Source organism: Gammaproteobacteria bacterium (assembly GCA_028819075.1).
Classification (GTDB): domain Bacteria; phylum Gemmatimonadota; class Gemmatimonadetes; order Longimicrobiales; family Gaopeijiaceae; genus BD2-11.
Genome location: JAPPMM010000043.1, coordinates 170,162 through 191,060 on the forward strand (window position 1 = coordinate 170,162; position 20,899 = coordinate 191,060).

The 20,899-nt window shown below is 68.3% G+C and carries 20 protein-coding genes; 13 read left to right on the plus strand and 7 right to left on the minus strand.

The genetic code is table 11. From position 1 onward, the window contains the following. The first annotated feature begins 42 nt into the window (after window positions 1-42). From OXU32_11080 to OXU32_11095, 4 genes are all read left to right on the plus strand, one after another. Complete coding sequence (locus OXU32_11080; protein ID MDE0074491.1) at window positions 43-726, plus strand: YIP1 family protein; 684 nt, start codon at window positions 43-45, stop codon at window positions 724-726. Window positions 727-829: 103 nt separating this feature from the next. Beyond that, a complete protein-coding gene (locus tag OXU32_11085) occupies window positions 830-2,710 on the plus strand; it encodes a TRAP transporter fused permease subunit (GenBank protein MDE0074492.1) in 1,881 nt (626 codons plus the stop codon). 156 nt (window positions 2,711-2,866) lie between these two features. Further along, window positions 2,867-3,811, plus strand: coding sequence for a TAXI family TRAP transporter solute-binding subunit (locus tag OXU32_11090; GenBank protein MDE0074493.1), 945 nt, complete (start codon window positions 2,867-2,869; stop codon window positions 3,809-3,811). Continuing rightward, window positions 3,793-5,481: an amidohydrolase gene (locus OXU32_11095; GenBank protein MDE0074494.1), complete on the plus strand. Its 1,689-nt coding sequence runs from the start codon at window positions 3,793-3,795 to the stop codon at window positions 5,479-5,481. Before OXU32_11090 ends, OXU32_11095 begins: the two co-directional genes overlap by 19 nt. A gap of 7 nt (window positions 5,482-5,488) precedes the next feature. Here OXU32_11095 and OXU32_11100 read toward each other — a convergent pair whose 3' ends face one another. The 3 genes from OXU32_11100 to OXU32_11110 form a co-directional block, all read right to left on the minus strand. Then, window positions 5,489-6,634 carry an AAA family ATPase gene (locus tag OXU32_11100; GenBank protein MDE0074495.1) on the minus strand — a complete coding sequence of 382 codons (1,146 nt, stop codon included), beginning with the start codon at window positions 6,632-6,634 and terminating at the stop codon, window positions 5,489-5,491. Between the two features lie 98 nt (window positions 6,635-6,732). Continuing rightward, window positions 6,733-7,869, minus strand: a complete 1,137-nt coding sequence (locus OXU32_11105) for an ATP-binding protein (GenBank protein MDE0074496.1) — start codon at window positions 7,867-7,869, stop codon at window positions 6,733-6,735. A gap of 41 nt (window positions 7,870-7,910) precedes the next feature. Beyond that, window positions 7,911-9,584 carry a D-aminoacylase gene (locus OXU32_11110; GenBank protein MDE0074497.1) on the minus strand — a complete coding sequence of 558 codons (1,674 nt, stop codon included), beginning with the start codon at window positions 9,582-9,584 and terminating at the stop codon, window positions 7,911-7,913. Window positions 9,585-9,751: 167 nt separating this feature from the next. On the opposite strand from OXU32_11110, the gene OXU32_11115 reads away from it, so the two are divergent. After that, window positions 9,752-10,915 carry an aminotransferase class V-fold PLP-dependent enzyme gene (locus OXU32_11115; protein ID MDE0074498.1) on the plus strand — a complete coding sequence of 388 codons (1,164 nt, stop codon included), beginning with the start codon at window positions 9,752-9,754 and terminating at the stop codon, window positions 10,913-10,915. On the opposite strand, the gene apaG is transcribed toward OXU32_11115, so the two are convergent. Next, the gene (gene apaG, locus OXU32_11120) at window positions 10,912-11,286 is read right to left on the minus strand and encodes a Co2+/Mg2+ efflux protein ApaG (GenBank protein ID MDE0074499.1); all 375 of its coding nucleotides are present in this window, start codon (window positions 11,284-11,286) and stop codon (window positions 10,912-10,914) included. The two genes, OXU32_11115 and apaG, sit on opposite strands and share 4 nt — an antisense overlap. 191 nt (window positions 11,287-11,477) lie before the next feature. On the opposite strand from apaG, the gene OXU32_11125 reads away from it, so the two are divergent. From OXU32_11125 to OXU32_11155, 7 genes are all read left to right on the plus strand, one after another. Beyond that, the gene (locus tag OXU32_11125; GenBank protein ID MDE0074500.1) at window positions 11,478-11,969 is read left to right on the plus strand and encodes a DinB family protein; all 492 of its coding nucleotides are present in this window, start codon (window positions 11,478-11,480) and stop codon (window positions 11,967-11,969) included. Window positions 11,970-12,010: 41 nt separating this feature from the next. Next, complete coding sequence (locus OXU32_11130) at window positions 12,011-12,430, plus strand: DoxX family membrane protein (protein MDE0074501.1); 420 nt, start codon at window positions 12,011-12,013, stop codon at window positions 12,428-12,430. Window positions 12,431-12,498: 68 nt separating this feature from the next. Further along, window positions 12,499-13,641, plus strand: a complete 1,143-nt coding sequence (locus tag OXU32_11135) for a DUF418 domain-containing protein (protein MDE0074502.1) — start codon at window positions 12,499-12,501, stop codon at window positions 13,639-13,641. Between the two features lies 1 nt (window position 13,642). After that, the gene (locus tag OXU32_11140; protein MDE0074503.1) at window positions 13,643-15,505 is read left to right on the plus strand and encodes a PQQ-binding-like beta-propeller repeat protein; all 1,863 of its coding nucleotides are present in this window, start codon (window positions 13,643-13,645) and stop codon (window positions 15,503-15,505) included. A gap of 34 nt (window positions 15,506-15,539) precedes the next feature. After that, window positions 15,540-16,382 (plus strand): hypothetical protein, encoded by an 843-nt coding sequence (locus OXU32_11145; protein ID MDE0074504.1) that lies wholly within the window; start codon window positions 15,540-15,542, stop codon window positions 16,380-16,382. Then, window positions 16,348-17,445 carry a hypothetical protein gene (locus OXU32_11150; GenBank protein MDE0074505.1) on the plus strand — a complete coding sequence of 366 codons (1,098 nt, stop codon included), beginning with the start codon at window positions 16,348-16,350 and terminating at the stop codon, window positions 17,443-17,445. Before OXU32_11145 ends, OXU32_11150 begins: the two co-directional genes overlap by 35 nt. Before the next feature lies 1 nt (window position 17,446). Then, complete coding sequence (locus OXU32_11155) at window positions 17,447-17,923, plus strand: DUF6152 family protein (GenBank protein ID MDE0074506.1); 477 nt, start codon at window positions 17,447-17,449, stop codon at window positions 17,921-17,923. A gap of 24 nt (window positions 17,924-17,947) precedes the next feature. Here the strand turns inward: OXU32_11155 and OXU32_11160 are convergent, their stop codons facing one another. Genes OXU32_11160 through OXU32_11170 form a run of 3 tightly spaced genes read right to left on the minus strand, consistent with a single transcriptional unit; the run spans window position 17,948 to window position 19,658 of the window. Further along, on the minus strand, window positions 17,948-18,418 hold the full coding sequence (locus tag OXU32_11160) for a hypothetical protein (protein ID MDE0074507.1): 471 nt from the start codon (window positions 18,416-18,418) through the stop codon (window positions 17,948-17,950). Between the two features lie 6 nt (window positions 18,419-18,424). Beyond that, entirely contained in the window at window positions 18,425-18,991 is a 567-nt protein-coding gene (locus OXU32_11165) for a hypothetical protein (GenBank protein ID MDE0074508.1), read from the minus strand. Window positions 18,992-19,004: 13 nt separating this feature from the next. Then, complete coding sequence (locus OXU32_11170) at window positions 19,005-19,658, minus strand: hypothetical protein (protein MDE0074509.1); 654 nt, start codon at window positions 19,656-19,658, stop codon at window positions 19,005-19,007. Here OXU32_11170 and OXU32_11175 point away from each other — a divergent pair. After that, entirely contained in the window at window positions 19,606-20,883 is a 1,278-nt protein-coding gene (locus OXU32_11175; protein MDE0074510.1) for a serine hydrolase, read from the plus strand. The genes OXU32_11170 and OXU32_11175 overlap by 53 nt on opposite strands. Window positions 20,884-20,899: the final 16 nt, after the last annotated feature.

Genomic DNA, 20,899 nt, shown 5'->3' on the forward strand with positions numbered 1-20,899 from the left:
ACATCCGTGACACGCCCACCCACAAGACCGCAGGAGGATGCCATGTCCGATTCATCGTCCCCGTCCCTGCCCTCGCTGCCCGGAAGAATTGTCGCGGTATTCGTCTCCCCGGGCAGGCTGTTCGCGCAACTGCGCGACAAGCCGGTGTGGGGGGCCACCATGGTCCTCCTGGTGGTGCTGAACGTCATCATGATGTTTCTCCTCCCCGCGGAACTCTTCGAGGCGCAGATCCGGCAGAGCGTTGCGGATGCCGGCATGGGGGAGGACGAGATCGCCGTGGCGGTCACCGTCGGCCGCTACGCGGGCATTGCGATGGCTGGCGTGATGGGGGCCGTGGGCAGCTTCGTCGTCGGAACGGTCCTGTTCTTCGTCTTCGCCACGATGCTCGGCGACAAGGGGCGCTTCCGCCAGTATCTTTCCGTCGTCGTGCATGCCCTGGTGGTCTCGTCGGTCGGCGCGCTGGCCCAGGTTCCCCTGAAGCAGAGCGCGGGCGACATGGAGCTCGTCCTCAGCCTGGGGACCTTCGCTCCATTCCTGGACGAGGGGTTCCTCCTGAGCTTCCTCAGCGCCATCGGACTCTTCGGCATCTGGTGTGCGATGCTGATGGCGATCGGGATCACGCGCATCCAGCCCACCCGCAGCTGGGGCGGCGCGTTCTCGATCGTGATGGTGCTCTACGGCGTCTTCGCGCTGGGGGCAGCGGGTATCGCTTCGATGGTGTCGTGACGGACTAGCGCGGCCCGAACCCCACCGCCCCTGCTACTGGCGTGGCTGGCCTGGGAGCCCATCTTATATCGGCTTCACCGCGTTCACCCTGGAACCCGTCGCGATGATCCGACGCATCGTCCTCGCCATAGCCCTGATTGCGGCCTGCTACCACCTCTATGTGGCGGGGGTGGCGCCCTTTACCGCGCTCATCCAGCGTCCGGTCCACCTCGCGCTCATGGCGTCGCTGGGGTTCCTGGGCCTGGGGGTTCGAGGCGCGCGCGGGCTGTACCGGAAGCCCGGCACGGTGCAAGAACCCGGCGGCGGCTTCGCGCTGCGGCACGCGGTTTCCCTGCTGCTGCTGGTAGGCACGGTTCTCAGCTGCGCCTACCTGGTCTCGGAGAACGAGGCTCTGGTGAGCCGGTCGGCCAATCCCACCACCCTCGACCTGATCGCCGCCGCGATCACGCTGGTGGCGGTGCTCGAGCTGGCGCGCAGGGCCACGGGGTGGGGCATCGTGGCGGTGGCGATCCTGTCCATCACCTACGCCCTCGCCGGACCCTGGCTGCCCGGGATTCTGGCACACCGCGGCTACGGTCCCCAGCGGCTGCTGGAACAGCTCTACCTCTCCACCGAGGGAATCTGGGGCATTCCGCTGGGGGTCTCGGCGGACTTCGTCTACCTGTTCGTCTTCTTCGGAGCAGTGCTGGACATGGCGGGGGGCGGGGCACTCCTGATCGCGCTCGCCGACCGGGTCGCGGGACGGACGAGGGGCGGACCGGCCAAGACCGCGGCGGTCGCGAGCGCGTTCATGGGCTCGCTGTCGGGCAGCGCGGTGGCCAACGTGGTGACCACCGGCACCTTCACCATCCCGCTCATGCGCCGGGCGGGGTTCCGGCCCTTCTTCGCGGGCGCCATCGAGGCGGCGGCGAGCACGGGCGGGCAGCTCATGCCCCCGGTGATGGGGGCAGGCGCGTTCATCCTGGCGACCTGGACCAACATCCCGTACCGCACGGTCGCGCTGGCGGCGGCCATCCCGGCCATTCTGTACTACCTGGCCCTGTTCGCCGCCATCCACTTCCGGGCGGAGCAGCAGGGGCTCGACCCCGTGATCGACAAGGACCGCCCTTCGGTCATCAGCAAGCTGCACCTCCTCATCCCGCTCCTGATCATCGTCACGCTGCTTGCGCAGGGCCGCTCACCCATGCGTGCCGCGTTCTGGGGTGTAAGCACGGCGCTCCTGCTCTCGCTGGCGGTGCCCTCGACCCGAATGAAGCGCAGCGATTACCTGAAGGCAACCCTCGCCGGTGCTACCGGCGCCGTGCAGGTGGCGGCGGCGTGCGCGGCGGCGGGGATCGTGGTGGGGGTGGCGTCGCTGACCGGGATCGGGCTGCGCATGTCGGAGTTCATCGTGGTCATCTCGCAGGGTCAGCTCTTCCCTGCTTTGCTGCTGACGGCGGCGGGCTCGATCATCCTGGGAATGGGGCTGCCGACGACGGCCGCGTACGTGGTGCTGGCCGCGCTCGGGGCCCCGGCGCTGGTGGAACTGGGCGTGCCCCTGCTGGCCGCGCACCTGTTCATCTTCTACTTCGGCTGCATCTCCAATGTGACCCCACCGGTGTCGCTGGCGGCGTACGCGGCGGCCGGAGTGGCATCCTCTCCGCCCATGCGCACGGCGCTCACCGCCATGCTCCTCGCCATGGCGGGATTCCTGGTGCCGTTCCTATTCGTCTATGCACCGCCGCTCCTGCTGGAAGGATCTCTTTTTGAGATTCTGCTCACCTCGGGTACGGGCGCCCTGGGAATCAGCGCCATGGCCGGAGCTGCGATCGGCTACATCCGAAGGCCGCTGGCGGTGTGGGAGCGCGCCGCGGTGGTGGTCGCGGGCGCGGCTCTCTTCGGGCCCTCGCAGATGCTTGACGTCGTCGGCGCGTTGCTTGGAATCGGGCTCTGGCTCTGGCTGGGAAGCAGGGCGGAGACTTCCGCGCCGCAGGGCCAGAACTGAGGTCACCTCATGACGGGCCGCCGGGGCCCTGGCCGTGAGCCTGCCCGACCGCACCGCTGCGTGCGCGTTCTCGTCGTCGCGAGTCGGGCTGCAGGCTGATACCTTGTCGCGAGTTTGTGCACTTGCGGCGGGCCACCCAGCTTCGCAGGAGACCCAGTGACCAGAAGCAATTTCATCGCGTGCGCCCTGATGGCGGCCCTGACTGCGGCCGGATGCGGCGACGGAGCCGGCGGCGGCAGACAGTTCCGGAGCGTCGGCACCGCGGGCACCGGCGGCATCTACTATCCGCTGGGCGGCACCATCGCCAGCCGGCTCTCGGTGCTCGACAGCACCAGCCAGTACACCGCAGAAGTGACCGGCGGCTCGGTCGAGAACATCGCCCGCCTCAACGCGCGGCAGATGGACCTCGCCATCGCGCTTTCGGTCACCATGTACGAGGCCTACCGCGGCATGGGGGACTACGACGAGCCGATCCCGGGGCTGCGCGTGGTTGCGCCGCTCTACCCCAACATCACCCACGTGATGGTGCCGGAGGGATCCACGGTAACCGACATCTCCGAGCTGCGCGGAGGGCGGGTGAGCGTGGGATCAGCGGGAAGCGGCACCGAACAGTCGTCGCGTCAGCTGCTGCTCGCGCACGGCATCACATACGACGACATCAACGTCCAGTACCTCACCTTCACCGAATCGGCGAACGCGTTGCGGGACGGCGCCATCGACGGGTCCATCATTTCGGTGGGATACCCGGCCGCGGCGGTCCTCGAGGCGACCACCACCGGCGGGGCGCGCCTGCTCGCACTCTCCGACGAGGCCATCGAGACGATGACCTCCTCCTATCCGTATTACGCGCGCGGAGAGCTTCCGGGCGGGATCTATCCGGGCGCGGAGGAGCCGCTTCAGACCATCGCGATGATGAACTGGATCATCTCCATGGATTATCTGGAGGCGCCGGTGGTGAACCACGTGCTCGGGATTCTCGAGAACGAAAGGGAGATCCTGGTCCGGGTCAGCCGCATGGTCGAGCAGGTGGACTTCGCTTTTCTGGATGACGCTCCCGTTCCGCTGCACTCGGCGACCGAGGCGTGGCTGGCCGATCGGTAGCGGGCGGGCGCCTCGCCGTCGGGGCGCTCGCGCTGGCGATCCTCCTGGCGGCGGCGTGCGGCCGCTCCGCGGAGGCGCCGGCCGACCTGATCCTCACGGGCGGCGATGTCCTGACCCTGGGGTCCCCCGGGGTGGTCGAGGCGCTCGCGGTCCGGGGCGACCGCGTGGTGGCCGCCGCGACCTCGCAGGAGGTGGGCCGGCTGGCCGGACCCGCTACGCGGGTGGTGGAGTTGGCAGGGCGCACGGTCCTGCCCGGTCTGGCCGACAACCACTACCACGGCATCGGCGGTGGTCCCGGGGTCGACCTGTCCGGGGCGCGGTCGCTCGGGGACATCATCGACGCAGTCGCGGCCGCCGCGCGCGAGACGCCACCCGGCGAGGTGATCGTCACCAACTCGGACTGGCATGAAGGCCAGCTGACCGAACAGCGGCTCCCGTACCGCGACGACCTCGACCTGGCCGCGCCCGAGCACCCGGTCGTGGTGGTGCGCGGCGGCCACCAGTACGTGCTGAACAGCGCCGCGCTGGCGCACTGGCGGATCGACGAGTCGACCCCGGAGGTCCCGGGTGGCCGCATCGGCCGCGACCCGGACGGCCGCCTCAACGGCGAGCTGGTCGACCGCGCCAAGGATCTGGTCACTCTGCCGCCCAGACCTATTCCCGACCCCGCCACCCTCCTCGACGGCCTGGCCGACGAGCACACCCGGCTGAACGCGCGCGGCCTGACCGCCATCCGCTATCCGGGCGGGTCGGCCGGCCAGTACCGCGCCCTCGAGCGCCTGCGGGAGCAGGGCCGCCTGAACCTGCGCGTCAACTACCTGCTGCGTGGGCCGCGCGCCGGCAGCGTCGACGCACTCACCGAAGCCCTGGCAACCTGGCCGGCCATGAGTGAGGGCGACGAGTGGCTCCGCGTCGGCGGAGTCAAGCTCGGCGTGGACGGGGGCTTCGAGGGCGGCCTGATGCGCGACCCGTACGAGGAGCCGTGGGGGGAGGGCGGCACCTTCCACGGCCTGCAGACCGTCCCCACCGACGACTACATCGCCACCGTCCGCGAACTCCATCGCCAAGGCTGGCGCGTCGCCACCCACGCCGTGGGAGACGCCGCCATCGACCTCGTCCTCGACGGCTACGAGGCCGCCAACACCGACGCACCCATCGCCGGCCGGCGCTGGGTAATCGAGCACGGTTTCATCCCGCGCGACGACCAGCTCCCGCGCATGCGCGACCTCGGCCTCGCCGTCACCGCCCAGCACCACCTGTACGTCGCCGCCCCCAGCCTGGTGGAATACTGGGGCGCCGACCGCGCCGCCTGGACCACGCCCGTGCGCGCCTACCTCGACGCCGGCATCCCGGTCTCCCTGGGCAGCGACTCGCCCGTCGTCCCGTGGGACCCCTGGTCCGTGCTCCACCACTTCACCACGCGGGGAACCATCAGCGCCGGCGTCCACGGCCCCTCCCAGCGCATCACCCGCCAGGAGGCCCTGCGCGCGATGACGCAGGGGTACGCCCACCTCACCTTCGAGGAAGCCGACAAGGGCACGCTGGAGGTGGGCAGGCTCGCCGACCTGGTGGTCACCTCGGAGCACTACCTCGACTGCGCCGATCCCTGCCTGGAGACCATGCAGGTCGACATGACGGTCGTGGGGGGAAGGGTGGTGTACGAGCGGTAGGGGTTCCTCACAGAATCTCGCCGGCATGTAGCAGCCGCAGAAAGTGGGCGTAGGGCATGATCTCGATGCCATCGATCCGGCGGCGGTCGTTCGCGGCGCTGACGACGATCGCCCGGCGCGGCGCGAACTCCTCCATGAACGCCCTCATCGACCGCAGGTCTCCCCGCCGAACGCGGCTCTTCACCTCCACGGCCACCTCGCCGCGACCGAGCACGAAGTCCACCTCCAGCTTGGTCTTCGTGCGCCAGAACTGGATGGGGAAGTCCTTTTCCTGGTAGCTGCGTGACGCGATGATCTCCAGCAGGATGAAGTGTTCGAACGCGCGGCCGAACTCCGCTCCTCCCGGCGCGGTGAGTCTTCTTCCGCATACATGTCCCGCTATCCCGACGTCGAAGAGGTAGAACCTCGGTGTCGCTGAGATGCTCTGGCGTCCGGCGCGGCGATGGAACGGGTAGATCAGGTAGCCAACCAGGGTGTCCTGGAAAATCTCGAAGTACGTGCGCACGGTCTTCGCGCTGACCCCGCAATCGGCGGCGATGGCCGAATAGTTCAGCAGTGCGCCGTGGCAATACCGCAGCGCCTCGAAGAACCGAAGGAAAGCCGCCGCGTTGCGGGTGAGAGCTTCCTGGATGATCTCCTGGGTGAGGTAGTCGCGCACGTACGCGGCAAGCGAGCGATGCGCGTGCGGTTTGCCGTAGATCCCCGGCAGCAGCCCGTCGTTCATCGCCCGCAGAAGATCGAAGTCCGGAATCTCGGGCCACGTCAGCGGGAACATCTCGAACCGCCAGGCCCTCCCTCCAAGCAGATTGACGCCCGCGTGCCGCACCTTGCGGGCGCTCGAACCACAGAGCACGAACGCCATGCGGCGGGACTCGATAAGCCGGTGCACCTCGTCCAGCAAGCCGGGCACCTTCTGGATTTCGTCGACGATCACCGGTTTCGAGAGAGCTTCCGGCACCGACGACAACTCTTCGCCCAGGCGCGATGGCCGAGCGCTCAGGCGCAGCACGACGTCGAAGTCCAGCAAGTCGACGTAGACGCTGTCCCGGAATCGCTCACGGAGGTACGTGGACTTGCCCGTCTGGCGCGCACCCCAAAGGAATGCGGACTGCCCCGGCGGAAGGTCAATATCGAGCGTCCTGTGATAACTCATCGGAAACGCGTTCCTGTTTGGTGATACCAAACAGTATCGTACTACGAATTGGTTGCCACGCAAGATGGAGAAGCGCGTGGCCAGACCCTTGAAGCGAGCTACTCAATCGGCAATCCCCTCGTCCCGCACACCACGAACTCCCGCCCGCCCCGCCGGATCCGGTACGGCCGCTTCACGACCGGAACCACGACGTAATCCCGCCCCCGGGGGTACCGACTCCGGAACGCTCTCGCCGCTCGAACGTCGACCTCGTCCGGATCGATCTTGCAATCGAACGTATCCAGCCGCCCCTCCTGCCCACGCACCACGAAGTCGACCTCGCGTCCCGCCTTGTCGCGCCAGTAGAAGATGTTCTCGTCGAGGTGACGGAACCGGAGGGTATCCAGCACCAGATGCTCCCAGAGCAGCCCGCGGTCGTCTTCGCGGATGCGGGTCCAGCCCTTCTCGAAGGTGACGAATCCGGTATCGAACGCGTAACACTTCGGCCTGCTCACGATCTCGCCTCCACCCCCACCCCGGAACGGTCGCAGAAGATGGACGGCATGGGCGATCTCCAGGGCCTCGATGTAGGACTTGACCGTCGGTCGGCTCAGTTCCGTCAGCCGTGAAAGCCGGCTGTAGTCGACCTGACCGGCGCTCCACCTGAGCAGCAGGCGGAACAGCGACAGAAACCCCTGGCGATTGCGGACGTTGAAGAGTTCGAGAATGTCCCTGGCGTAGAAGCTGTCGATCCATTCGGCGAACGCGTGCGGCGATTTCCTCCGGCTCAGCAACGACTCCGGCAGTCCACCGTGCAGCAGCCGTCGGTCGAGGTCCGCGATTCCAAACGGCTCTTCGCACTCTTCCCAGAGCACCGGACACAGGTAGATGGCCCGTTTGCGCCCGGTCAGCGAGTCCCGGAACTTCCCGGTCGCGGCGAGCGTCGACGAACCGGTCGCCAGGATTCGAAGCTCCGGGTACTCGTCCGCGGCGATCTTGAGCAGCAGGCTGGGATCGGCGATGCGATGCACTTCATCGAACGCAAGCGACGTACCCGGTTTCTGGCCTCCGAGGAAGAGCTCCGGGTCATCCAGAGCACGCCTGGTGGAAGGCAGATCGCAGTTCAGGTAGACCACGTCCGGCACCATCCGGACAAGCGAGGTCTTGCCGACCCGCCTCACACCCGACAACCAGACGACAGGTCTCTCCGACCATGCGTCTCGGATTCGCGTAAGCCACAGGCGACGCCCAATCATAGGCGTAGTTTACATCTGATCACACCAAATGACAACTACGCTTAGTACCCGACCGCCCCGTCGCTCACCGGCCCCGCCGGCCGGAAGCCAGGCCCGCGAACAGCCCTTCCCGGCCGGGCGCCGGTGTGCTCGCCCCCGTCGATCACCAGGGTCCCGTTGACGATCACGTAGGGAATCCCCACGGGATAGGACTTCGGGTTCTCGAACGAGTTCGTCTCGGCGATGCCGTCCGGGTCGAACAGGGCGACGTCGGCGACGAAGCCCGCCCGCACCTGCCCGCGGTCGGAAATCCCCAGGATCTGCGCCGGCAGCGACGTCATCTTGCGGACGGCATCCTCCAGTTCGAGCACGCCCTCGTCGCGAACGTAGTGCCCGAGCACCCGTGGAACGGTTCCGTAGTTGCGTGGATGGGGGACGCCGGGGGCATCCAGGTTGATGGCGGATCCGTCGCTGGCGTGCGCCACCCAGGGCTGGCGCATGATGCGGCGCACATCCTCCTCCGACATGGTGTGGAAGATGCCGCTGATGCTGCCGCCTTCGGCCGCCATCAGGTCGATCACCACGTCGGCGGGGTCGTCCACGCCCAGCTCCTCCGCGATTTCGGCCACGCGCATGCCCTCGTAGCGGCGAACCTCGGGCAGGCTGGCCCGTGCGAGCACGATGCCCTCCCACCAGCCGTGCTCTTCCGCCCAGGCGATGAAGTCGGGGTCGCTCTTGATCCTCTCCCTGAGAGAGTCGTCGCGCAGCCGGCGGGCGAACGCGTCGGGTCCGTCCTCCCGGACCCACAGCGGAAAGAAGGAGCTCCACCCGTGGAACATCGCCGTGTACGGGTACTGGTTCGCCGTGATGTCGAGACCCCGGGCGCGAGCCTGGGCGATCTGACCGATGTTGCGATCGATGGTGCCCCAGTTGTTCCGCGCCCGGATCTTGAAGTGGAACAGGTGCACCGGGATGCCGATTTCCTCGGCCACGCGGATGGCGAAGTCGATCTCCCGCTCCTGCTGGTAGCCCTCGCTGCCGTGATGCGAGGTATAGTTGCCCCCGTACGACGCCACGATCCGGGCCAGCTCCAGCACCTCCTCGGGATGGCGGGGGCCGCCGCTGCCGAAGCGGGTGACGAGGCCCCAGGCGCCTTCCTCCATCGACCGGGCGGTAAGCTCCTTCATGCGCTCCAGCTCGGCGGGGTTCGCCGGGCTCTCGTCGAAGCCCTTCACCACGCGGCGTATCTGATGGTAGGAGACGTGGGAAATGAGGTTCATCGAGATGCCGCCTTCCTCGAGTCGCTGGAAATACCCGGTGAAGGTGGTCCAGCCTCCGCCGCCGGAGGTGTCCATGCCGTCGCGCGGCGCCTGGCTGCTCGACTCGCCGGCAACGTCCAGCGTCACGCCCTGCCGCACCTTGCTCTGCGCCGTGCCGTCGTTCAGCAGGCGCCCGTCCGAGTGGGTGTGCAGGTCGATAAACCCGGGCGCTACGACGAGTCCGGTGGCGTCGATAACCCTGGCTGCGTCAGCATCGCCAAGGTGTCCCACCGCCACGATGCGGTCGTCGCGGATGGCCACGTCTCCGGAGAACCACGGGTTGCCGGTGCCATCCACAATGCGTCCGCCGGTGATCAGGATGTCGTAGGGGCCCGGGTCGGTTTGCGCCGATGCCCTTGGTGGAGTGGTCAGCAGAAGGATGAAGGTGAGGACCAGCGAAGCGCGCGCGATGTTCATGGGTCGAGCCTTGGCCTGTGGGCGAGGTGTCAGGGCCCTGGGGGCATTCCGGGCCGGGCGTATGCCGACCGCCCGGCGTGCCTTACAATTGGTGGCCCCCAACCAGGACCGGCAATGTCCGCCGGCCGACAGCCCCCGGAACACCCGGTGACACACGCGCACGCCCCATGATCCCACTCACCTGCCAGAAGTCCGCCTTCTCCCTCGATCCGGACATCCACTACATCAACTGCGCATACCTGAGCCCGCTCGCGCGCATTGTGGAGGAAGCCGGTATCGAGGGCATCCGCGCCAAGTGCGCACCCAGCGGGATCGGGCCCGCCGACTTCTTCGACCCCTGCGACGAACTCCGCCGCCGTTTCGGCCGCCTCGTCAACGCTCCCGCCGACAACATCGCCATCATCCCGGCGGCTTCCTATGGAGTAGCGACCTGCGCCCGCAACATCGACGTGGCGCGTGGCTCCAACATCGTGCTCACCGCGCGCCAGTTTCCCGGCAACGTGCACAGTTGGCGACGGCTCGCCCGCGAGCGCGGGGCCGAGTTGCGGGTGACGGATGCGCGCCCCGGCCCCGGCTGCGGCGAGCGCTGGAGCACCCGCATCCTCGAGGCCATCGATACCGATACCGCGGTCGTCACCATGGGCGCCGTCCACTGGACCGACGGAACCCTCTTCGACATCGACGCCATTGCCGCGCGCGCCCGGGAAGTCGGAGCGTACCTCATCATCGACGGCACGCAGTCGGTGGGCGCAATGGAGTTCGACGTGGCCCGCATCCGGCCCGACGCACTCATCTGCTCCGGCTACAAGTGGCTGATGGGGCCCTATTCCATCGGCCTGGCCTACTTCGGCCCGCGCCTTCTGGACGGCGTCCCCCTGGAAGAGACGTGGATCGGCCGCGAAGGCAGCCGCGACTTCGCCGGCCTGGCGGGCAACTACCCCGACAGCTACGAGCCCGGTGCGACCCGCTACGACGTCGGCGAGCGCAGCAACTTCATCCTGGTGCCGATGATGAATGCCGCGCTCGAGCTCGTGCTCGAGTGGACGCCCGCCCGCATCGCCGAGTACTGCGGGAATCTCACGGCCGAGCTGGTCGAGCGCGCGGGAGAAGCCGGATTCGGGGTCGAGGATGGACCCTGGCGCGCCCCCCACCTCTTCGGGCTGCATGCTCCCGCCGGCCTCGACCCGCGAGCGGTGAGCGAGGCGCTGGCAGCGCGCAACGTGCACGTCTCGCTGCGCGGGACGGCGCTCCGCATCTCGCCCCACGTCTACAACGACGAAGCGGACGTGGCGGCGCTCTGGGATGCGCTGCGATCGGTGCTGCCTTCCTAGTTGAACACGGTGCCCGCCACCTCGGGCGGGGCACGGAAGTGGAAGCGCGGGATCGGAGCGCGGAACAGGGAGCCGTCCCCCCGCCGGAAGTGGTAGAATCCCTCCATGTGGCCATTCGGACCGCGGAGTACGCAGAAGCTCTGGTAGCGGTGCGCCTCGCCCGGCCGCAGCACTGGGAACTCGCCCACCACGCCCTCCCCTTCGACTTCGTGGTCGCCCGCCACGGGATCGTGAATCAGCCAGTGGCGCCAGAGCAGCTGCGCCGCCTCGCCGCCCACGTTCCTGATCGTGACGTCGTAGGTGAAGACGTACTGGTGGACGCGGGGATCGGAGTAGCGGGTCGCGTACTCGGGACGAACCGAGATCGTCATCGCGTCCGCCTCCAGCGGCGGGCGGGCGCCGCGGCCCCCTGCCGGATTCGAGGATACGCCGTTCCCGTCGCTCCCCTGTTCCCGCCCGGGAGGTTCGGTGGGTCGATGGCTTCCCACGGTCGATCCGCGCTCGCTAGATTGGTTCCTGCCTTTTCGCGTTCCTCCCAGACCCTCGCACAGGACACGCCGACATGCAAGGAGCCATGCTTCTCCCGGAATTCGATCACGAGAGCCAGAACACGCGCCGGATGCTCGAGGCCATACCCGACGAGCATCTCGAGTACCGCCCCCATGAGAAGTCCTGGACGATGCGCGAACTCGCGACCCACGTTGCCACGGTGGGCGGCTGGACCCGGCCCACCTTCGAGCAGGACGAGATCGACCTGTCCCAGCCCTGGGAGGCGCAGCAGTTCGCAAGCACCGCCGAGATCGTGGCGGCATACGACGCGACCATCGCCGACGCGCGCGAGGCCCTCGAGGCCGCCTCGGCGGAGACTTTTCAGGAAATGTGGACGCTCCGTTCCGGCGACACCGTCCACTTCACCATGCCGAAGGGGATGGTGTTCCGCTTCTTCGTCATGAACCACATCGTGCACCACCGGGCCCAGCTCGCCGTCTACCTGCGCGGGTGTGACGCTCCCGTGCCGGGGATGTACGGTCCTTCGGCCGACGAGGGCTTCTGAGGCGGGACCCGCGCACCAAACCACACCTGGAGGAGGCCGGCATGAAACGTTGGGGACTGTGCATACTGAGAATCAGCACGGGATGGCTGCTGGTGATGTGGGGGCTGGACAAGCTCGTCAACGTCGACCACGGAGTGGCGGTCGCCGACTCGTTCTACTTCGGGATCGGCAACAGCGCTCTCTTCCTCAACGTGTTCGGCGTGCTGCAGACGCTGCTCGGCGTGCTGGTCGTGCTCGGGCTTTGGCGCAGGCGCACCTACCCGTTGATGTTCCTCATCCTGGGCGTCACCGCGGTGGCCGTGTGGCGGTCGATACTCGACCCGTGGGGCTGGTTCATCGAGGGCGCGAACGTGCTCTTCTACCCGTCGATCATCATCGCGGCAGGCGCGGCGGTGCTCTGGGGCACGATGGATGAGGACCACATGACGCTCGATCATCGCATGGGCGGGGCCGGGAGCTGACCGAGCGTTTCGATCCGGTCGCAGCCAGCGACCGCATCATCAGCCTGGATGTCCTGCGCGGCTTTGCCGTGCTCGGCATTCTGGTGATGAACATCCAGTCGTTCGCGATGCCGTCGGCGGCGTACACAAACCCCACGGCCTACGGCGACCTCACGGGCGCCAACCTGTTCGCCTGGGCGGCGAGTCACCTTCTCGTCGACGAGAAGTTCATGACGCTGTTCTCGCTCCTGTTCGGTGCCGGTGTCTGTCTGTTCGCCGAGCGCGCGGAAGCCCGCGGCGGCCGTTCCGCCGGGCTGCACTACCGGCGCATGTTCTGGCTGCTGCTCATCGGCCTCGCGCACGGATACCTGCTCTGGGCGGGAGATTTCCTGGTGACCTACGCGGTGTGTGGCTGCCTGGTATTCCTGCTGCGGAACCGCGCACCCGCGACCCTGCTGGTCACGGGCCTGGCGGTCATGTCGGTGGCGAGCTTCCTGTCCGTCAGCGTCGGCCTGCTCGCGCCTGCGCTTCCCGAAGCGGAGACGGCGGACATCGCCGCCGCCTGGGCGCCGGCCGCCGCCGAAATCGAGGCCACCCTGCGCGCGTACCGTGGCGACTGGCTGGCGCAGCAGGGACAACGGGTACCCGATACCCTGATGATGCAAACCACCGTCCTCCCTTTCCTCACGCTGTGGAAAGCCGCGGGCGTCATGCTCCTGGGCATGGCGCTCTACCGCTGGCGAATCCTCGACGCCACTCGCCGCGACAGCTTCTACACCCGCCTGGCGTTGCTGGGATTCGGAGTCGGGACGCCCGTGGTCGCGGCGGGAATCTGGTGGAACTTCGCCGGCGGATGGAGCTGGGAGCGCTCCTTCTTCCTCGGCTTCCAGTTCAACTACTGGGGAAGCCTGGCGATGGCCCTGGGTTACGTCGGTCTCGTGATGCTGGCGATCCGCCGCCGTTGGTTTCCCGCTCTGCAGGCTCGCCTGGCCGCCGCCGGGCGCATGGCGTTCACCAACTACCTCGCGCAGACCGTCCTGTGCACGACTATCTTCTACGGGCACGGGTTCGGGCTGTTCGGGAGCGTCGAGCGCTGGCAGATGCTGCTAGTCGTGTTCGGGGTGTGGGCCCTCGAGCTATGGTGGTCACCGCCGGTGCTGCGGCGCTACCGCTATGGCCCGCTCGAGTGGGGCTGGCGTACGCTGACCTACGGGAGGATTTCGGGGCGGTAGCATGATGCAGCCTGGATTCACGAGATTCGGCGCGACCGGCCTGGTCGCCTGGGCTGCCTTGATCTCCGCCTGCGCCCAGGATGCGGGCCGTCCGGGTCTCGAGGCCGAGGCGGAACTGTTCGAGGAGGCCTGCGCCGGCTGCCACACCGCCGCGGGCGAGAGCCGCACACCCGGTACGATGCTCCTCAGGGGGCTTTCGCCGCGCGCGATCGTCGCCTCGCTCGAGGACGGCGTGATGCGGGTGGAGGGCGCCGACCTGACACGGGAGCAACGCATCGGGCTGGCCGAGTACCTGACCGGACGCGCCTACGCGAGCGACCTCCTGCCAGAGTCGGCCTTGTGCGCCGACCACGGTTGGCAGGAGCTGGGCCTGGACGCGATCGTCTCGATGGGATGGGGCGGGAACCTGGAGGCGACGGGATTCCAGCCCGCTGAACTGGCCGGCCTGAGCGCCGATGACGTGCCCGATCTGGAGCTGCGCTGGGCCTTCGCCTTCCCGGACGCGGGAGAAGTGCGCACCAGGCCCACCGTCATCGGGGACGCCGTCCTCGTGGGCGGGCCGTTCGGCGAGGTGCTGGCGCTCGACGCGGCCAGCGGGTGCGTGCGCTGGAGCTTCGAGGCGGACGCCGCCGTGCGCGGAGCGGTGCTGGCGGGGGAGGGCCCCGGGGGCCGGGAGACCGCCTGGTTCGTCGACTATCGCACCAACGCCTACGCACTCGACGTGGCCACCGGAACCGTCGTGTGGAGGTACAAGGTCGGCTGGCATTCCACCTCGAACACCACGGGGAGCCCCGCCCTTCACGACGGCCGGCTCTTCGTCCCCGTCTCCTCACTGGAAGTCGCCGTCGCGGGCGACCCCAGCTACGAGTGCTGCACCGCCTCCGGAGCGGTGGCCGCTCTCGACGCGATGACGGGCGATGTCCTGTGGTATCATCGCGTCATTCCCGACTACCCGGAGGAAGCGGGAGCAAATGACATCGGCACGCCGCTGTGGGCTCCTTCGGGCGCGCCGGTCTGGTCCAGCCCCACCATCGATACGGCACGCGGACTCGTCTACGCGGGGACCGGGGAAAACTATACCCGGCCCACCACGGCAAGCAGCGACGCGATCATCGCGATCGACATCGACACCGGAGAGCTGGCGTGGTCGTTCCAGGCGACCCCGGACGACGCCTTCACCATGGCCTGCACATCGGCCACGGCCCGCCAGAACTGTCCCGATCCCCCGGGGCCGGACTTCGATTTCGGCATGTCGCCGATGCTCGTCAAGCGGACCGACGGCAGGGAGATCCTCGTGGCCGGCCAGAAGTCCGGGGTGGTCTGGGCACTCGATCCGGATGACGAGGGGGCGGTGCTCTGGTCGACGAGGGTAGGCAAGGGAAGCGTGCTCGGAGGAATCCACTGGGGCATGGCGACCGACGGCCGATACGCCTACGCGCCCAACGCGGACCGGGACCTGGTAGTCGCGGACCTGAATCCCGAACTGGCCCCGGCGCCGGGGATGTACGCCCTGGACCTCATCACCGGCGAGGTCGTCTGGAGCGTTCCGGCCCCGGAGGACGCGTGCGAAGGCAAGCGAAGGTGCCTCCGCGCCTTCTCCGCGGCGCCCGCGGCGATTCCGGGCGTGGTCTTCTCGGGGGGATTGGACGGACACATGCGGGCCTACGCGGCGGAGGACGGACGGGTCCTGTGGGACTTCGACACGACCGAAGTCACGGAGACCTCCAACGGCGTGCAAGGCAGAGGCGGGGCCATCGACGGCCCGGGTCCGGTGATCGCGGGCGGCATGCTGTTCACCAACAGCGGCTACGCTCCGTTCGGCCAGATGCCGGGCAACCTGCTGCTGGCGTTCGCAGTCCGGTGACCGGCCCCGCCACGCCCGCGACCGGGAGACGGGAATGACTGCATGCGGAAGGTTGGCCCTGCCGTTGCCGGCGGCCATGGTCTTGCTGATATCGGCCTGCGCCGGGAGCGACGGCATCCCCCGGACGGCGTCCGGCACGCCCGACATGAACGGCCTGTGGCAGGCCCTCGGGAACGCCCACTGGGACATCGAGCCGCACGCGGCCCGTCCGGCACTCGCCATGCAGCCCGGCCCGGTGGTCCCGGTCCCGGCGAACGAGGTCCTCGCCCTGGGCGCCGTCGGATCCGTCCCCTCCGGCTACGGCGTCGTCGAAGGAGGCGAGATCCCCTACCTGCCCGAGGCGCTGGCGCTGCGCAACGAGAATCGGGAGCGATGGCTCGAGCGCGATCCCGAGATCAGGTGCTACCTGCCGGGCGTGCCGCGCGCCACCTACATGCCCTTCCCCTTCCGCATCTTCCAGAGCGAGAGCAGGTTTTTTATCGCCTACGAGTACGCGGGCGCAATGCGCGACATCTATCTTGACGACCCGGGACCGCCGCAGGTGGATTCGTGGATGGGCCAGTCCCACGGCCGCTGGGAGGGCGACACCTTCGTGGTCGAGGTGACCGGCTTCAACGGCCGCACATGGCTTGATCGGGCGGGGAACCACCATGGACCCGGCCTCAGGGTCACCGAACGCTACACGATGACCGGCCCGGACCACATCCTGTACGAGGCGGACCTCGAGGACCCGGAAACGTTCTCCCGCCTCTGGACCATTCGCATGCCGCTGTATCGCAACATCGACCCGAACGCGCGCCTGGGACAGTTCAAGTGCGTCGAGTTCGTAGAGGAGCTGATATATGGACATCTGCGCAGGAACCCGCTCCCGCGCTAGAACGAGACCCGGCCTGACGGTGCTGGCCGCGACGCTGGCCCTGTCATTCGGTCCGTCTCTGTTCGCCTCTTCCCTGCGCGCCCAGCAGCCGGAGCGCCCATCGACGAACTGGACGATGCCGCGCACGCCCGCCGGACACCCCGACCTGCAGGGCAACTGGACCAACGCCACGGTCACGCCGATCCAGCGCCCCGAGGGACAGGATCCGGTCTTCACGTGGGAGGAAGTGGCGCGGATCGAAGGGCGCGTCGTCGAGTCGCGGGCGGAAGGCTACGCCGACAGCGACCCCAACCGGGAAGCCCCGCCCGTCGGCGGCGTCTTCACGGGCAACGCCCGCTTCGACGCCGCGACGGGAGGTACCGGCGGATACAACGCCTTCTATATCGACGCCGGCGAGCGCGTCGCGATCTTCAACGGCGAACCAAGGACTTCCCTCATCGTCGATCCGCCCGACGGACGAGTCCCCGAGCTGAGCGAAGAGGGCCGCGAGCGCGTCACGGAGCGCCGGCGGCTGGCTCAACGGTTCGGCGCCTACGACAACCCGGAGAATCGGCCGCTCGGCGAGCGCTGCATCATGTCGTTCGGCTCGAACGCCGGGCCGCCGATGCTCCCGAACTACTTCTACAACAACAACTACACGATCGTGCAGACGCCGGACCACGTGATGATCATGACCGAGATGGTCCACGATGTCCGCGTCATACGGCTCGGGGAGCCGCGCCGGCTGCCCGCGCATATCCGCCCGTGGATGGGCGACTCCTGGGGCCGTTGGGAGGGAGACACTCTTGTCGTGGAGACCACGAACCTCCACCCCAACCAGACCCTGCAGGGCATCCCGCCCTCCGCGGAGATGAGGGTGGTCGAGCGCTTCACGCTGGCGGACGAGAACACGATCAACTACGAATTCACCGTCGAGGATCCGCGCATGTTCTCCCGGACCTGGAGCGGCGAAGTGCCGTTCACGCGGCTCGACGGGCTCGTCTACGAATACGCCTGCCACGAGGGCAACTACTCGCTCGAGAACGTGCTTCGCGGCGCGCGGGCGCAGGAACGGAGGCAGTGAGATGCGCGGGATGAATGGAGCGCTGCTCGGGGCAGTGGTCGTCGCACTGGGAGCGGTGGTCGTCACGCTGGCGGCGGTGGTCGCGGCACCGCTGGTGGCCCACCATGCCTTCGGCGCCGAATTCGACCGCAACGCGCCGATCAGGCTGCAGGGGCGGATCGTGAGGCTGGAATGGGTGAACCCGCACACCTGGATTCACCTGGAGATCGAGAACGAGGACGGAGCCTCCGAAGTCTGGGCGGTGGAGGGAGGAACCCCCAACGTGCTGCTCAGACGGGGGCTGCGCAGGGACTGCCTGCAGCCCGGCACCGAGATCATCGTGGACGGCTACCAGGCCAAGGACCACTCCCTCAGGCGCGCCAACGGACGCGACGTGACCTTCACCGACGGCAGCAAGATCTTCCTGGGTTCGTCGGGGACGGGCGCGCCGTACGATGAGGACCTGATCAGGGCTCGGCGGGAACGGGGACGGTGTTAGCGCCGATCCGCGCTGGATCCCCATCTACGAAAACCCGATCCACCTCCCCGCCGCCGCCACGGTGAACCACAGGGCCAGCGAGACCGCGCCGACGATGCGGCCGGTCGCGCCCGGGGCGTCCGCCTCCCGACGCGCCACCCGCTCCCGCACCACGAAGGTGAAGGTCAGCGCCACCGGCAACGTGCACATCTTCACCCAGAACGAAGTGTTGTAGTAGGCCCTGATCGCCTCGGAGAGGAAGAGCGGCACGCCGGTGGCGGCCATGAGCACCAAGCTGCCGACCAGCCACGGACGCGCGTTGCGCGCGAGGCGGGCCACCGGCTGGGAGGTGAGGCCCAGGCCGAGCAGCCGGAGGTCCACGACCAGCAGGGCGCCCCCGAGCACGCAGAGCCCGATGAGGTGCACCGCCTCGAGGATCGGGAAGGCCCACACCGATTCGGCGACCGCCCGGCCGAGCGCGGTCGACTCGCACCAGCGGAAGAACGGTTCGAGCACGGTCGTCTACTCCGCCCCGGCGCCGCCCACGCCACACCCCGCCAGCCGGTTCACCCACCCAGGCTGCGGCTGGAGATCGCAGTCGAACCAGTTGTAGGCGATCAGGCGACCCGCGATCACGACGACCGCCCAAGCCGTGAGCGACACCGCGCCGGCGATGCGCGCTGAACGCGGGGGCGTTTCGTCCTCATCCCAGTCGCCCGCGCTACGGTGCACGCCGGTGTGGAAGATCGCCGCGTTGGCGCCGGCCAGCATCAGCACGACGACCTTCGCTCGGAAGAAGATGTTGTGGTAGTAGCGGAGCGGCTGCGAGTAGAAGAGGAGGAGGCCCGTCATCGTCATGATGGCGAAGCCGATCCGCGTCCACGGAAGCAGCCGGCCGGTGAACGCCGTAACGGGCACGTTGCGGAAGGCGATGCCGGTGAGGCGCAGGTCCATCATCACCGTGGTGCCTACGAAGAGGCCGAGCGTGAGGACGTGCGTCGATTCCACCAGGGGCCACACGTACAGCGACTCGAGCAGAGCCACGCTCCAGGACGTCTCGCCGAGCCAGCCCAGGAAGCGTTCGATCACGGGGCGCGCCGGATCACGGGACTTCCGGGTCCGCGTTGTAGGACGGGCGCAGGGTCTCGGCGGCGTAGACGGCATGGCATCCGGTGCAGACCAGGTACACCTCGCCGCCCGCCTCGAAGACGGCGTCGGGATCCCGGGCCCGGGCCGCTTCCACCGCGCGCCTTCCGATCTCGATCATCGCGCGGGACATCGTCTTCCAGTCGTCCCGGCCCTGGGCGCGATCCTCGAGCAACAGAAGGTTGCCGGACTCCGCCAGCACGAAGGCCGCGTTTTCCACAGCCTCCCACTCCGCGGCGCCGACGGGCTCGATGTGGCGCGTGCCCTGCTCGTCCATGATCACGCCCACGGCATCCCAGTACACCTCCGCCGCCGGCTCGATGACCGACAGCATGAGCTCGCGCGAATCGGCCACCGCGGCGAACGGAGGTGGCTCGGGCGCGTCGGTACAACCGGGCAGGGCGAGCAGCGTCAGGGCGTAGATGGGGCCGGGCGTCTTCATGGCCCGCAAACTTGCCCGGGCGGCACGGTCGCGAAAGGGGATCGACACGTCCATGTTGTCCCGCATGGCATCCCGCCCGCCCGCGACCCTTACCCACGCCGAACCGGAAACCCGCATGAAGCTCACGCCGAACGATGCGCCGCGCGCCGCGCCGCGTCCCCTCTCCATCGCTCTCCTCCTCGCGCTGGCCGGGACCGTCTTGGCCCCTTCGGCCGGATCCGGCCAACAGTGGACCACAGCCGAGCCCGAAGAAGTCGGCATGTCCAGCGAGGTCCTAGCCCGCATCGCACCAACCATGCAGCGGTTAATCGACGGCGACGGAACGGCGGGAATCATGACCCTGGTGTCCCGCAGGGGCGAGATCGTGCACTGGAACGCACAGGGTTGGCGCATCCGCGACCAGGACCCCCTCGAGCCCGACGACATCTTCCGCATCTACTCCATGACCAAGCCCGTCACCAGCGTCGCGGCGATGATCCTCGTCGAGGACGGGCTTCTGGCGCTGGACGACGAACTCGGGAGCGTCCTCCCGGGCTTCGCCGGCGTCCGGGTCTACGAGAACGGAGGAGCCCGGCCGCCCAGCCGGCCCATCCTCATCCGCGACCTGCTCCTGCACACGTCGGGGCTCACCTACGGATTCTTCGGCGACAGCCCCGTCGACTCGATGTACAACCGCGAGCTGAACGCGCTCCCCGAAGGCGCGGGCGGCGACCTGGCAGCGAGGACCGCCACCATCGCGTCGCTGCCCCTGATCGACGATCCCGGCGCGCGCTGGAACTACAGCGTGTCCACGGACGTGCTCGGCCGCGTCGTGGAGGTGGCATCGGGCCTGTCGCTGAGCGACTTCTTCCGCGAGCGCATCTTCGAGCCGCTGGGCATGAACGACACAGGGTTTCGCGTGCCGGCCGGCAAGGTCGATCGCTTCGCCGCGATGTACCTCCGCAGCGGCGACGGCCTCAGCCCGGCGGGGACTCCCGGCGAAGGCCCCTTCACCCGTCCCCCGACCTGGCTCTCCGGCGGCGGCGGCCTGGTTTCGACGGCCGGCGATTACCTCCGCTTCTGCCGAATGCTGTTGGGCGGGGGTGAACTCGACGGCGTGAGGCTCCTGCAGCCCGAGACGGTCCGCCTCGTGACCGACAACCACCTGCCTGACGAGATGATTCCCATCCTGCCCGGACTGGACGACCAGGGGTTCGGCCTGGGCTTCGCCGTCTCGGTCGGAGCAAACGCGGGAAGCTACTGGTGGTCGGGCATCGCCAACACGTACTTCTGGGTGGACCCCCGCGAGGAGATCGTCGCGATGGCGTGGACGCAGCTTCAGCCCTACGGCGCAGCCCCCCTGGATCGCCTTCTGAGACCGCTCGTGTACGAGGCCATCATCGCGCGGAAATGACGAAGGCGAACGGGGG

What these genes read in the sequence shown, in the direction of transcription:
- OXU32_11080 (MDE0074491.1), top strand. Translation starts at nt 43, where the DNA reads ATGTCCGATTCATCGTCCCCGTCCCTGCCCTCGCTGCCCGGAAGAATT.
- OXU32_11085 (MDE0074492.1), top strand. Translation starts at nt 830, where the DNA reads ATGATCCGACGCATCGTCCTCGCCATAGCCCTGATTGCGGCCTGCTAC.
- OXU32_11100 (MDE0074495.1), bottom strand. Translation starts at nt 6,634, where the DNA reads ATGAGTTATCACAGGACGCTCGATATTGACCTTCCGCCGGGGCAGTCC.
- OXU32_11105 (MDE0074496.1), bottom strand. Translation starts at nt 7,869, where the DNA reads ATGATTGGGCGTCGCCTGTGGCTTACGCGAATCCGAGACGCATGGTCG.
- OXU32_11110 (MDE0074497.1), bottom strand. Translation starts at nt 9,584, where the DNA reads ATGAACATCGCGCGCGCTTCGCTGGTCCTCACCTTCATCCTTCTGCTG.
- OXU32_11115 (MDE0074498.1), top strand. Translation starts at nt 9,752, where the DNA reads ATGATCCCACTCACCTGCCAGAAGTCCGCCTTCTCCCTCGATCCGGAC.
- apaG (MDE0074499.1), bottom strand. Translation starts at nt 11,286, where the DNA reads ATGACGATCTCGGTTCGTCCCGAGTACGCGACCCGCTACTCCGATCCC.
- OXU32_11125 (MDE0074500.1), top strand. Translation starts at nt 11,478, where the DNA reads ATGCAAGGAGCCATGCTTCTCCCGGAATTCGATCACGAGAGCCAGAAC.
- OXU32_11130 (MDE0074501.1), top strand. Translation starts at nt 12,011, where the DNA reads ATGAAACGTTGGGGACTGTGCATACTGAGAATCAGCACGGGATGGCTG.
- OXU32_11140 (MDE0074503.1), top strand. Translation starts at nt 13,643, where the DNA reads ATGATGCAGCCTGGATTCACGAGATTCGGCGCGACCGGCCTGGTCGCC.
- OXU32_11145 (MDE0074504.1), top strand. Translation starts at nt 15,540, where the DNA reads ATGACTGCATGCGGAAGGTTGGCCCTGCCGTTGCCGGCGGCCATGGTC.
- OXU32_11150 (MDE0074505.1), top strand. Translation starts at nt 16,348, where the DNA reads ATGGACATCTGCGCAGGAACCCGCTCCCGCGCTAGAACGAGACCCGGC.
- OXU32_11155 (MDE0074506.1), top strand. Translation starts at nt 17,447, where the DNA reads ATGCGCGGGATGAATGGAGCGCTGCTCGGGGCAGTGGTCGTCGCACTG.
- OXU32_11175 (MDE0074510.1), top strand. Translation starts at nt 19,606, where the DNA reads ATGAAGCTCACGCCGAACGATGCGCCGCGCGCCGCGCCGCGTCCCCTC.
- OXU32_11170 (MDE0074509.1), bottom strand. Translation starts at nt 19,658, where the DNA reads ATGGAGAGGGGACGCGGCGCGGCGCGCGGCGCATCGTTCGGCGTGAGC.